Annotated in this window: 12 protein-coding genes and 1 other RNA gene; all 13 read left to right on the top strand. The window is 41.6% G+C overall.

The genetic code is table 11. The features are described 5' to 3' along the window. Nucleotides 1-71 precede the first annotated feature (71 nt). Nucleotides 72-1,097: a sugar-binding transcriptional regulator gene (locus D3873_RS09555; RefSeq protein WP_119883822.1), complete on the top strand. Its 1,026-nt coding sequence runs from the start codon at nt 72-74 to the stop codon at nt 1,095-1,097. A gap of 12 nt (nt 1,098-1,109) precedes the next feature. Continuing rightward, entirely contained in the window at nt 1,110-2,117 is a 1,008-nt protein-coding gene (gene gap / locus D3873_RS09550) for a type I glyceraldehyde-3-phosphate dehydrogenase (protein ID WP_119883821.1), read from the top strand. A 96-nt stretch (nt 2,118-2,213) separates the two neighbouring features. Further along, nucleotides 2,214-3,398 (top strand): phosphoglycerate kinase, encoded by a 1,185-nt coding sequence (locus tag D3873_RS09545; protein WP_119883820.1) that lies wholly within the window; start codon nt 2,214-2,216, stop codon nt 3,396-3,398. Nucleotides 3,399-3,413: 15 nt separating this feature from the next. Beyond that, nucleotides 3,414-4,175 carry a triose-phosphate isomerase gene (gene tpiA / locus D3873_RS09540; RefSeq protein ID WP_119883819.1) on the top strand — a complete coding sequence of 254 codons (762 nt, stop codon included), beginning with the start codon at nt 3,414-3,416 and terminating at the stop codon, nt 4,173-4,175. After that, entirely contained in the window at nt 4,168-5,709 is a 1,542-nt protein-coding gene (gene gpmI, locus D3873_RS09535) for a 2,3-bisphosphoglycerate-independent phosphoglycerate mutase (RefSeq protein ID WP_119883818.1), read from the top strand. The genes tpiA and gpmI overlap by 8 nt, the downstream gene beginning before the upstream one ends. Beyond that, on the top strand, nt 5,710-7,005 hold the full coding sequence (gene eno / locus D3873_RS09530; RefSeq protein ID WP_119883817.1) for a phosphopyruvate hydratase: 1,296 nt from the start codon (nt 5,710-5,712) through the stop codon (nt 7,003-7,005). Nucleotides 7,006-7,073: 68 nt separating this feature from the next. Continuing rightward, the gene (gene secG / locus D3873_RS09525) at nt 7,074-7,301 is read left to right on the top strand and encodes a preprotein translocase subunit SecG (protein WP_119883816.1); all 228 of its coding nucleotides are present in this window, start codon (nt 7,074-7,076) and stop codon (nt 7,299-7,301) included. Nucleotides 7,302-7,597: 296 nt separating this feature from the next. Then, nucleotides 7,598-8,344: an alpha/beta hydrolase gene (locus tag D3873_RS09520; RefSeq protein ID WP_119883815.1), complete on the top strand. Its 747-nt coding sequence runs from the start codon at nt 7,598-7,600 to the stop codon at nt 8,342-8,344. Nucleotides 8,345-8,388: 44 nt separating this feature from the next. Further along, nucleotides 8,389-10,695 (top strand): ribonuclease R, encoded by a 2,307-nt coding sequence (gene rnr / locus D3873_RS09515; protein WP_119883814.1) that lies wholly within the window; start codon nt 8,389-8,391, stop codon nt 10,693-10,695. A gap of 14 nt (nt 10,696-10,709) precedes the next feature. Continuing rightward, nucleotides 10,710-11,177, top strand: coding sequence for an SsrA-binding protein SmpB (smpB, locus tag D3873_RS09510; RefSeq protein WP_119883813.1), 468 nt, complete (start codon nt 10,710-10,712; stop codon nt 11,175-11,177). Nucleotides 11,178-11,224: 47 nt separating this feature from the next. Continuing rightward, nucleotides 11,225-11,578, top strand: a transfer-messenger RNA (tmRNA) gene (gene ssrA, locus D3873_RS09505). 202 nt (nt 11,579-11,780) lie between these two features. After that, nucleotides 11,781-11,990: a hypothetical protein gene (locus D3873_RS09500; protein WP_119883812.1), complete on the top strand. Its 210-nt coding sequence runs from the start codon at nt 11,781-11,783 to the stop codon at nt 11,988-11,990. Nucleotides 11,991-12,289: 299 nt separating this feature from the next. After that, nucleotides 12,290-12,451, top strand: coding sequence for a hypothetical protein (locus tag D3873_RS13435; protein WP_162920180.1), 162 nt, complete (start codon nt 12,290-12,292; stop codon nt 12,449-12,451). Nucleotides 12,452-12,567: the final 116 nt, after the last annotated feature.

The following is a 12,567-nucleotide window of genomic DNA, read 5'->3' as shown; positions in this document are numbered from 1 at the left end:
AACTAAAACTATATCGGGACAAAATATTACATAGATGGACAAAAGACGTCCAACTAAAAGAAGGAGATGCGATGGATCAATCATTTGCTTCACTTCAAAAGCTTGTACCAGAAATGTCGTCGATTTTATTAAAACGGTATAAATTACTTTCTAGCTTAAAATTTGGAGGCGGAATTGGCCGAAGAGCATTAAGCGAACGCATCGGATTGACCGAGAGGGAAACGAGGAAAGAAGCCGATTTACTAAAGTCACAAGGACTTCTTCACGTTTCAGCATCTGGCATGGAATTGACCTCAGATGGTCATTCTGTATTAGATGAGCTCGAAGATTTCATCCAGCAATGGGTTGGATTTGACGAGATGGAACAACAGATTCGCTTGAAATATGGTATTTCGAAAGTGATGATCGTTCCTGGAGAATCCGATCAAGACGAGTCAACGAAGTCTCTACTTGGACAGCGTGCCGCAAAAGTATTAGGAGAATGTCTCACAGACAGATCCTATATCGCCGTTACTGGTGGTAGCACGATCGCATCAATTGGTCCTCACCTTGCAGCATTTATTGACAAAAAACAGTTAACGTTCTTAGCAGCTCGAGGCGGGATGAATGAAAAAGCGGATGTGCAGGCGAATACAATCGTTTCGAATTTCGCAGAACGCATTCACGCTAAGTCTAAAACGCTTTATTTACCAGAACAAATGAGTGATCAAGCGTATGACATGATGGTCAAAGAACCCATTATTAAAGAGATGATCTCGCACTACGAAAATGCGGATGTCGTGTTGCACGGTATCGGGGATGCACTTGATATGGCGAATCGTCGCCAGGCATCGGAAACGGAAGTTGCCTTGCTGACAAAGAACAAAGCAGTCGGAGAAGCATTTGGTTATTACTTCAATGCTAAAGGTGAACCGGTACATCGCATTAAAACAGTCGGGATTCAGTTAGAACAAGTTGAACAGTCACCTATCGTCATTGCAGTCGCAGGAGGAAGTTCGAAAGCTTCTGCAATTGGCGCTTATTTGAATAAAGCCCCTTCTCAAACGATTTTCATTACCGATGAAGGTGCGGCAAAGAAACTAGTAAACCAACTTTAGGAGGAAATTAGTATGACTTTAAAATTAGCGATTAATGGATTTGGACGTATTGGACGTGTAGTATTCCGCGAAGCATTGAAACATAATGACGTGGAAGTTGTGGCGGTGAATGATTTAACAGACGCAGCAATGCTTGCACATTTATTAAAATATGATTCGGTACATGGCGTATTTGACGCAGACGTTTCTTCAGAAGGCGATTCACTTGTTGTGAATGGCAAAAAAGTTCGTGTGTACGCAGAAAAAGATCCTGCAGCTCTTCCATGGGGAGACCTAGGAATTGATATCGTGATTGAATCAACAGGTATTTTCCGCGACACAGATTCAGCTGGTAAACATCTTCAAGCTGGTGCAAAACGTGTCATCGTTTCAGCTCCTGGTAAAGGTGACATGCCAACATTCGTAATGGGTGTTAACCATGAATCTTACAATGCTACATCTGACAAAGTGGTATCGAATGCATCTTGTACAACAAACTGTCTTGCACCTGTTGCAAAAGTGTTAGAAGAAAAATTCGGTATGAAACGCGGAATGATGACAACGATTCACTCGTACACAAATGATCAACGCATTTTAGATCTTCCACACGAAGATTACCGTCGTGCTCGTGCAGCTGCAGAGTCGATGATTCCGACAACTACTGGTGCGGCTTCTGCTGTAGCAAAAGTTCTTCCTTCTTTAAAAGGAAAATTAGATGGTATGGCAGTTCGAGTGCCAACTCCGAACGTATCACTAGTAGACTTAGTAGCTGAGCTTGAAAAAGACGTGACGGTGGAGGAATTAAACAAAGCGCTGAAAGATGCTTCTGAGAATGAGTTAAAAGGATTCTTAGACTACAACGAATTACCACTAGTCTCTCGTGATTATAACGGGAACAATGCTTCTTCTACGGTAGATGGCTTATCTACAATGGTATTAGAAAACAACATGGTAAAAGTACTTGCTTGGTATGACAATGAAACAGGCTACTCTACTCGTTGTATTGACTTAGCTTTGCACATGTATAACAAAGGACTATAATATAAGAGGGTAGAAGGAGCAGGGAAAATACCCCTGCTCCTTCTTTTCGATAAACGCTTTACCATACTCTTTTAAGATGCTAGGAGGAAATTCTTCATGAACCAAAAACAAACCATTCAAGATGTCGATGTTGCATCGAAAAAAGTTTTTTGCCGAGTCGATTTCAATGTTCCAATGGAAGATGGGAAGATTACGGACGATACTCGAATTCGAGCAGCAATCCCGACGATTGAAGCTTTAGTGAAGCAAGGTGCACGTGTCATTTTAGCGAGCCACATGGGCCGTCCAAAAGGGCAAGTAAACGAAGAATTTCGTCTAACTGCTGTTGGAGAGAAATTACAACAACTATTAGGGAAATCCGTGACGAAATTAGACCAGTCAATTGGAGATTCTGTTAAACAAGCGATTGAAAAAATGGAAGACGGCGACATTGTGTTACTAGAAAACGTTCGCTTTCATGCGGGAGAAGAAAAGAATGACGAAGCACTTGCAAAAGAATTCGCATCACTTGCAGATGTGTATGTGAATGACGCATTTGGAGCAGCACACCGTGCGCATGCTTCTACTGCTGGCATTGCAGCATTCTTACCTGCAGTATCTGGTCTTTTATTACAAAAAGAATTAGACGTTTTAGGGAAAGCACTAGCGAGTCCAGAGCGACCGTTCACTGCGATTATTGGTGGATCGAAAGTGAAGGATAAAATTGGCGTGATTGAAAACTTATTAGACAAAGTGGACAACCTGTTAATCGGTGGTGGACTTTCGTATACATTTACAAAAGCTCAAGGGAATGAAATCGGGAATTCCCTGTTAGAAGAAGACAAAATTGACTTAGCGAAATCCTTTATGGAAAAAGCGAAAGATAAAGGCGTCAATTTATATATTCCAATCGATGCTGTTATTGCTAGCGAATTTGCAGCAGACGCGGAAACGAAAATCGTCGATATTAGTGACATTCCAGAAGGCTGGATGGGACTTGATATTGGACCGAAAACGACCGCTCTGTATGCAGACATCATTGAAAAATCACAACTCATTTTGTGGAATGGCCCGATGGGTGTATTCGAAATGGACGCATTTGCAAGTGGCACAAAAGGAATTGCAGAAGCGATGGCGAAAACAGAAGGCTTTACCGTGATTGGTGGAGGAGATTCTGCTGCTGCTGTGGAGAAATTCCAAGTCGCAGATAAAATGGATCACATTTCGACTGGTGGAGGAGCTTCCCTTGAGTTTATGGAAGGGAAAGATTTACCTGGCGTAAGCGCACTGAACGATAAATAAGAGGAGGGCACTGATTTGCGTAAACCGATTGTAGCAGGGAACTGGAAAATGTTTAAAACAAAAGACGAAGCGGTGCAATTTGTAGAAGCGTTAAAGGCAATCACACCATCGTCAGATAAGGTAGATACGGTTATTTGTGCATCCCCTATTTTATTGGATGCGGTAACGGAAACGGCGAAAAATAGCGACATTCACATTGGTGCTCAAAACATGCACTTTGAAAAAGAAGGAGCATTCACGGGAGAAACTAGCCCTGTGCTGCTTCAAGATTTCGGAGTAAAGTATGTCATTTTAGGGCACTCTGAACGTCGAGAATACTTTTATGAAAGTGATGAATTCATTGCCAAAAAAGTTCAAGCAGCATTTGACCATCAGTTAACACCAATTGTTTGTGTTGGCGAAACGCTGGATGAAAAAGAAGCGGGCGAAACGACGCAAAAAGTAGAAGGTCAAGTCCAAGCGGCACTAAAACCGTTAACGGAAGATCAAGTCAAACAAACCATTATTGCGTATGAACCGATTTGGGCTATCGGTACAGGTAAAACAGCTACTGCAGCGGATGCGAATGAAGTTTGTGGTGCGATTCGCGCGAAAATAGCTTCTCTATATTCAACAGAAGTGGCAGATGCCATTCGTATTCAATACGGCGGATCGGTTAAACCGGACAATATGGAAGAGTTAATGAGTCAAGAACACATTGACGGTGCCTTAGTTGGTGGTGCTAGCTTACAAGCAGAATCGTTTGGCAAGCTATTGGAGGCGGCTGCAAATGCCTAAATCTCCAGTAGCACTTATCATTTTAGATGGTTTTGCATGTCGTGCAGAGACAAAGGGAAACGCAGTAGCGCAAGCGAAAAAGCCAAATTTTGATCGGTTATGGGAAACCTTCCCCCATGCACAATTAACGGCATCAGGGGAAGCGGTTGGACTTCCAGATGGTCAAATGGGCAATTCAGAAGTAGGACATTTAAACATTGGTGCTGGCCGCATCGTCTATCAAAATTTAACTCGCATTCACAAGTCGATTCGAGAAGGCGATTTCTATCATAACAATGCACTTTTAGAAGCGATAGCACATGTCAAAGCGAATGGGTCAAAGCTTCACATTATGGGCCTATTATCTGATGGTGGTGTGCATTCTCATATTGATCATTTGTATGCCTTATTAAAATTGGCAAGTGAGCAAGACGTTCAAGACGTTTTCATACACGGCTTTTTAGATGGTCGCGATGTCGGGCCAACAACTGCAACGGGTTATGTGAAAGATGCAGAAAACAAAATGGCGGAAATAGGCGTTGGGAAGTTTGCAACAATCAGCGGCCGGTATTATGCCATGGATCGTGACAAGCGATGGGACCGAGAAGAACTAGCGTACCGAGCGATGGTGGATGGCGTCGGGAAAAAAGCGACTAGTGCTCTAGAGGGAATCGAAGCATCTTACTCAGAAGATGTAGTGGATGAATTCGTTGTGCCATTTACAATTATGGAAAAAGAACAACCTGTCGCTACCATTGACTCAAACGATGCCGTGATTTTCTTTAATTTCCGACCAGATCGTGCAATTCAATTATCCACGATATTTACCAACTCGGAATGGAATGAATTTCCGCTCAGTGACAAGCATCCAGAAAACCTAAAATTTGTGACATTCACACATTATAGCGATGCAGTAAATGCATCCGTGGCATATGCCAATCAAGATTTAATTAACACGCTAGGAGAAGTACTATCCGAAAACGGCAAAACACAACTACGTATTGCCGAAACGGAAAAATTTCCACACGTGACGTTCTTCATGAGTGGTGGGCGTGAGGAAGAATTTCCTGGCGAAGAACGAATCTTAATTCCATCACCAAAAGTTGCGACGTATGATTTGCAACCAGAGATGAGTGCATATGAAGTAACCGACGCGCTGCTTGCAGCAATCGAATCCGATAAGTTTGATGGCATTATTTTAAACTTTGCCAATCCAGATATGGTTGGACATAGTGGAATGCTCGAACCTACCATTCAAGCGATTGAAGCGGTAGATACATGCTTAGGCAAAATTATGGACGCCATTTTTGCGAAAAACGGTGCAGCGATTGTAACTGCGGATCACGGGAATTCCGACGAAGTGGTAACACTCGAAGGAACACCAATGACGGCTCACACGACAAATCCGGTACCCGTTATCGTCACGAAAAAAGGTGTAAACCTACGTGGTGATGGAATTTTAGCCGATTTAGCACCGACCATGCTACACTTAATGGGAATAAAACAACCAGAAGAAATGACTGGAACATCATTAATACAATTGGAGGAAATGTAAATGCCATTCATCACACAAGTATCAGCTCGTGAAGTATTAGACTCTCGAGGAAACCCAACAATCGAAGTAGAAGTTTTCACAGAAAGCGGCGCATTTGGTCGCGCAATCGTCCCATCAGGAGCATCTACAGGGGAATATGAAGCAGTTGAACTTCGCGACGGAGAAAAAGACCGTTACTTAGGAAAAGGTGTCTTAAAAGCGGTACAAAACGTTAACGAAATTATTGCAGAAGAATTAGAAGATAACTATTCTGTCTTGGATCAAGTATCGATTGACCAAGCATTGATCGAGTTAGATGGTACGGAAAACAAAGGAAACCTTGGCGCAAACGCAATTCTTGGTGTATCAATGGCAGTTGCACATGCTGCAGCCGATTATTTAGATCTTCCACTTTATCAATATCTTGGTGGTGTAAACGCGAAACAACTTCCTGTGCCAATGATGAACATCTTAAATGGTGGAGCACATGCGGATAACAACGTGGATATTCAAGAATTCATGGTAATGCCTGTTGGTGCAGAATCATTCCGTCATGCAGTACGTATGGGAGCAGAAATATTCCATAGCTTAAAAGCGGTATTAAAAGATAAAGGCTTAAACACGTCAGTAGGCGATGAAGGCGGATTCGCTCCAAACTTAGCTTCGAACGAAGAAGCGATTACGACAATTATTACTGCAATTGAAAAAGCGGGTTATACACCTGGTGAAGATGTATACCTAGCGATGGATGTTGCAGCATCTGAGTTTTATGACAAAGAACAAGGTGCATACAATTTAGCGGGTGAAGGCGTTGTAAAAACGTCTGAAGAAATGGTTGCTTATTACGTAGAGCTTTGCGAAAAATACCCAATCCTTTCAATTGAAGACGGTTTAGACGAAAACGACTGGGCTGGTCACAAGTTATTAACAGACAAACTTGGCGACAAAGTACAATTAGTTGGTGATGATTTGTTCGTGACAAACACGAAGAAATTAGGCAGTGGAATTGAAGAAGGCGTTGGGAATTCCATCTTGATCAAAGTAAACCAAATCGGTACGTTGACAGAAACGTTTGATGCGATTGAAATGGCAAAACGTGCGGGGTATACGGCGGTTATCTCCCACCGTTCTGGTGAATCAGAAGATGCAACGATTGCAGATATCGCGGTTGCGACAAATGCAGGGCAAATTAAAACAGGTGCTCCTTCTCGTACAGACCGTGTAGCGAAGTACAATCAATTGCTTCGTATTGAAGATCAATTGTATAAAACAGCGCAATATAACGGATTAAAAAGCTTTTATAATTTGAAGAAGTAATTGTTTTCACTTTCAAGATTTGGTAAACTTAACTGTGTTGTGAAGTTTTCTTGCAGGAGGTGGAACAAATGCATGCGTTTTTACTAACATTATTAGTAATTGTTGCGATTGCATTGATCGTTGTTGTGTTATTACAATCAGGAAAAAGTGCAGGTTTATCCGGGGCCATCTCTGGAGGAGCGGAGCAACTTTTCGGTAAGCAAAAAGCTCGAGGCTTAGACCTAGTTTTGCACCGAGTTACGATTGTACTATCTGTCGTATTTTTTATCTTGGCAATTGCCATTACGAAGTTATAATGACGAAATTGAACCGCCTGACCAACTTTTTGGTTAGGCGTTTTCTTTTATTACAAGCACTGAAGGTGCAATCCTTTCACTCCAGGCAGACGCTGTCCCGATGCGCTACTTCAGCCGCTTCCTTCACTTTGTTCAGTCCAGGGTCTTCAGCTAGCTGACGCTTCGCTTTTCATCTGGGAGTCGCTGCCTTTCGTTTTTAAAACTACCAGAGAAACTTAAAATAACAATCTTTACATTTAACATGTTGCTATAGAACATGTAGATTTAAGTATAGAGATTTAATAGAGGTGATTGATATGAGAATTGCACAGCCGAAGCCGTTTTTTTTTCAAGCAGGGAAACGCGCAGTGTTGTTGTTACATGGATTTACGGGGAATTCTTCTGATGTTCGTATGTTAGGAAGATTTCTAGAGAAAAAGGGTTATACGTCGATTGCGCCTCATTATAGAGGGCATGGTGTTCCGCCAGAAGAGTTGATTGTATCGAACCCGGAGCAGTGGTGGGAAGATGTAGTCGAAGCATATGAAACGTTAAAGTCAGAAGGCTATGAAGAGATTGCGGTTGCAGGTTTATCGCTTGGCGGCGTGTTTTCTCTCAAAGTAGGGTATACTTTTCCTGTGAAGGGAATTGTCACCATGTGCGCCCCAATGTCGATGAAGACAACTGATTTGATGTTTGAAGGTGTGTTGAAGTATTCCCGTGATTATAAGAAGTATGAAGGAAAAGACGAGGCTATTATCGAATCAGAAGTAGATGCGATACGAAAAGCAGGAATGCCTGGCTTACCTGCACTACAAGAGCTTGTATATGATGTACGCTCTCAAGTAGATATGGTGTACGCACCACTATTTGTGGTGCAAGGAAAATTAGATGATGTAATCGACCAAAATTCTGCAAACATTATTTATGACGAGGCGGAGTCGATTGAAAAGTCGATTAAATGGTATGAGAACTCAGGTCATGTCATTACGCTCGATCAAGAGAAAGAACAATTGCACGAGGATATATATGCCTTCTTAGAGAATCTTGACTGGCATGTGTAAAATTGCTCGGGCAAGGGAATTCTGTTAGAAGGAGGGAAGATTGAATGGATACTGAATTAAAAGATAAACTACTCCTCTTGATGAAAGAGGATGCATACAAACCAGCAACGGTGCAGGAGTTGGAAGAACAGTTAGAGCTTGAGTATTCCGAGGAATTTAAAGAATTGGTGAAAACACTAGTTCAAATGGAAGAAAAGGGTTTTATCGTTCGTTCACGTTCGAATCGTTATGGGTTACCTGAACGCATGAATTTGCTTCGCGGGAAGTTCATTGGCCATGCAAAAGGGTTTGGATTTGTCGCACCAGAAGAGGATGGGTTAGATGATATCTTCATCCCGCCAACGGAAACAAATGGTGCGATGAATGGTGATGTCGTTTTTGTTCGTGTTTCGGCGAATCAAAACGGGGATCGCAGAGAAGGATCTATTACGAAAATTGTTTCTCGTGGTATTTCGACTGTCGTTGGGACATTCCAAGCGAATAAAGGGTTTGGATTTGTTTTACCGGATGACCAGAAAATTTCCATGGACATTTTTATTGCCAAAGAAGATACATTAGGTGCGATGGATGGACACAAAGTAGTCGCTGAAATTGTCGACTGGCCAGAAGGGCGCAAGTCTGCGACAGGGGTCATTACAAAAATTCTAGGACATAAAAATGACCCTGGTGTCGATATTTTGTCCATTATTTATAAACACGGAATCACGATTGAGTTCCCGCAAGAAGTGTTAGATCAAGCAAATGCCGTGCCAGATGAGATTAGTGAAAACGATTTAGTTGGCCGTCGCGATCTTCGCAATGAAACCATTGTCACCATTGATGGAGCAGATGCAAAGGACTTGGATGATGCGGTAACTGTAACGAAGAATGCCGATGTTACGTACAAGCTTGGTGTTCATATCGCAGATGTGAGTCATTATGTGACACAAGATTCTCCGATGGACGTGGAAGCATATGACCGTGCGACGAGTGTGTACTTAACGGACCGAGTCATTCCAATGTTGCCACACCGTTTATCAAATGGTATTTGCTCGTTGAATCCACAAGTAGATCGTCTCACATTGTCTTGTGAAATGACCATTGACGGTTCAGGAAATGTGGTTGGTCACGAGATTTTCCAATCGGTGATTAATACGACAGAACGTATGACGTACACGGATGTGTATAAGATTATTGATGAAAAAGACGAGGCGCTTCGCGAGCGATATAAGACGCTTGTTCCGATGTTTGAATTGATGGCGGAGCTTGCCGAGATTTTGCGTACGAAACGTGCAAATCGTGGAGCAATCGATTTTGATTTCAAAGAATCGAAAGTATTAGTGGACGACGAAGGTTGGCCAACGGACGTGGTGATTCGTGAGCGTACTGTGGCTGAGCGACTTATCGAAGAGTTCATGTTAGCCGCGAACGAAACGGTGGCAGAGCATTTCCACTGGATGGAAGTGCCGTTCATTTACCGTATTCACGAAGATCCAAAGCCGGAGAAATTGCAACGATTCTTCGAGTTCATCACGAATTTCGGGTTAGTCGTGAAAGGTTCTGGCAATGAAATTCACCCTCGTGCTCTTCAAGAAATTGTAGATGCGATTGATGGGATGCCAGAAGAGCCAGTTATCTCAACGATGCTCCTTCGTTCGATGCAACAAGCGAAGTATTCAGCGGACAGCTTAGGACATTTCGGGTTATCGACGGAATTTTATACGCACTTTACGTCACCAATTCGACGTTACCCAGATTTAATCGTTCACCGATTAATCCGTCGTTATTTAATCGAAGGGGACGTATCAAAATCGACTGTCGCGTATTGGGACGGAGTGATGGACGAGATTGCGGATCACACCTCTAGTCGTGAGCGTCGCGCAGTTGATGCGGAACGTGACACAGACGCCTTGAAGAAAGCGCAGTTTATGGTGGACAAAGTTGGGGAAGAGTTTGAAGGGATCGTCAGCTCTGTCACAAACTTTGGAATGTTCATCGAACTGACGAATACAATAGAAGGTCTTGTGCATGTGTCGAACATGACTGATGACTATTATAAATTCGATGATCGTCAAATGATGATGATCGGGGAACGTTCCAACAAGCAGTTCCGTATTGGGGACGAAGTAACAGTTCGCGTTAGTGAAGTAAAACCAGAAGAAGCGGCAGTCGATTTTGAAATCGTTGGTATGCCAAAAGCAAATCGTCGGGTTCGAAAAGAAACGCCAAAAGTGATTCAAGCTAGAAAGAAAGAAGGCGCTGGAAAAAATCCGAAAGCAAAGCCAAAAAAAGGCGGTCAGCAGCCAAAACAAAAGAAAAAGTTTTATGAAGATATCGCGAAGAAATCGCGTCGTAAGAAAAAGAAAAAATAAGTTAGGTGATGGAAATGCCAAAAGGGGAAGGGAAAGTCTTATCCCAAAACAAAAAAGCTGGCCACGATTATTTCATTGAAGAAACAATCGAGGCCGGCATCGTGTTACAAGGAACCGAGATTAAATCCATTCGTAATGGCAAAGTCCAACTGAAGGACTCGTTTGTGCGTATTCGAAACAATGAAGCATGGATTTCGAATATGCATATCAGTCCATACGAACAAGGAAATAGATTTAATCATGACCCGGTAAGGTCTCGTAAACTATTGCTAAAAAAGAAACAAATCGCAGAACTGATCGGACGTACAAAACAAGATGGTTACACAATTGTGCCACTTAAAATGTATATTAAAGATGGATTTGCGAAAGTTCTGATCGGTGTTGGTAAGGGTAAGAAAAACTACGACAAACGAGATGACCTAAAGAAAAAAGAAGCAAAACGCGATGTTGAACGTGCGTTTAAAGCGAGCCAACAAGGCTAGCACACTTGAGTTTTTGCCGAAAAAAGCGTATAGTAGAACTATATCAAGGGGACGTTACGGATTCGACAGGGATTGTCTTAGCTTGAGTTGCGCGTCGGAGGGCTCGGCTCCGTATCAACGGCAGTTTATAATAACTGGCAAAAACCAAAACCTAGCTTTCGCAGCGTAAGTTGCGTAGCTGCTCGACCTGACCATCGCCCATGTGGTTTGGAAGAGCTCAACTTTAGTGGGATACGATTCGTGGTGCCACTTGAGTCACGAATAAGAGATTTCCAAGTTAGCGTACAAGACGCCTGCTTATCGGCATAATGTTACGCGAATTGCAAATAGGTAAGCTACACGCGTAGAAGCTTGAGTGTCAGAGTTTCTGGACGCGGGTTCAACTCCCGCCGTCTCCATAGTTAGAAAAAAATCCTAGCGGTTATGCGGACCGCTAGGATTTTTAATTTCCGTGGTAACAGTTTTGGTAACATAATTTGATAAATGATGAACATTTATACTATGCAATAGGAATCATGAAACATTTATTAACTTTAATTTTTGAAAGTGGTAATCATTTTTAGAAATAATTTTTACTTAATAGCAGGAAAGGGAGTATTCCATGTGAGTGAACGGTTTGAAGCAAATTTCAAAAACAAACAGATTAAAATGCAATTAATGATTATGGGACCTGCTGTGATTACTGCAATTTTAATTACGCTGTTTTACGGATTTCAATCAATTTCTCCAATAATTATTATGGCAGGTATAATTCTCTTCTACACATGGCGATTCCTATATCTTAATAAGAAAAATAAAGATAAGAAGGATTAAGTAGAGTCAGTATGGTTTATGTTTAGTCTTTTTATTAAGTTTCAGCTACCTGTACAATTATTAAAACATTCCTGTTTGTTTTAACTAAAATAATAGTATAGTTCACACCTTATTAATGATTTTTTGTTTTAGTGGCAATACTTATTGAAAACATAATGGATAAATAACTGAAGTAAGGTTGAGTATGTTTTGTTGTTGGAACGTGCATAGTTGGATAAACTTTATTGTCTTTGAAAACTAGCATTACTTTTGCTACAATTGATAGATTATTTCTGAGAAGAAAAAAGTAGGTGATTCGAATGGGAAAATATCAATTAGATGATAAAAGCAAAATGGCGGTACAAAAATATCGCGACAAGAACAAAGGTGCTTCATTTGATAAAAAGCAACATCTTGAGAAATTACGTGAGGAAATTTTACGAAAGAAACAGATGAAAGCAAATGACTTAACAAAAGAATAGTTTAGAACGAGCCGAAAAACCTTTTAATAGAGGTATTCGGTTTTTTGTTTTTAAAGACAATTATGCTATTAGGGAAATGTTTGACGGTAAGTAGCGGTGAATGGATATTCTATGAT

Source organism: Paenisporosarcina cavernae (assembly GCF_003595195.1).
In the GTDB taxonomy this organism is placed as follows: domain Bacteria; phylum Bacillota; class Bacilli; order Bacillales_A; family Planococcaceae; genus Paenisporosarcina; species Paenisporosarcina cavernae.
The sequence above is the reverse complement of the archived record's forward strand: the minus strand, read 5'-3'. Positions and strand labels throughout refer to the sequence as shown.

Coding starts and splice junctions, on each gene's coding strand:
- D3873_RS09555 (WP_119883822.1), top strand. CDS start 72: ATGGATCAATCATTTGCTTCACTTCAAAAGCTTGTACCAGAAATGTCG.
- gap (WP_119883821.1), top strand. CDS start 1,110: ATGACTTTAAAATTAGCGATTAATGGATTTGGACGTATTGGACGTGTA.
- D3873_RS09545 (WP_119883820.1), top strand. CDS start 2,214: ATGAACCAAAAACAAACCATTCAAGATGTCGATGTTGCATCGAAAAAA.
- gpmI (WP_119883818.1), top strand. CDS start 4,168: ATGCCTAAATCTCCAGTAGCACTTATCATTTTAGATGGTTTTGCATGT.
- eno (WP_119883817.1), top strand. CDS start 5,710: ATGCCATTCATCACACAAGTATCAGCTCGTGAAGTATTAGACTCTCGA.
- secG (WP_119883816.1), top strand. CDS start 7,074: ATGCATGCGTTTTTACTAACATTATTAGTAATTGTTGCGATTGCATTG.
- D3873_RS09520 (WP_119883815.1), top strand. CDS start 7,598: ATGAGAATTGCACAGCCGAAGCCGTTTTTTTTTCAAGCAGGGAAACGC.
- rnr (WP_119883814.1), top strand. CDS start 8,389: ATGGATACTGAATTAAAAGATAAACTACTCCTCTTGATGAAAGAGGAT.
- smpB (WP_119883813.1), top strand. CDS start 10,710: ATGCCAAAAGGGGAAGGGAAAGTCTTATCCCAAAACAAAAAAGCTGGC.
- D3873_RS13435 (WP_162920180.1), top strand. CDS start 12,290: ATGGGAAAATATCAATTAGATGATAAAAGCAAAATGGCGGTACAAAAA.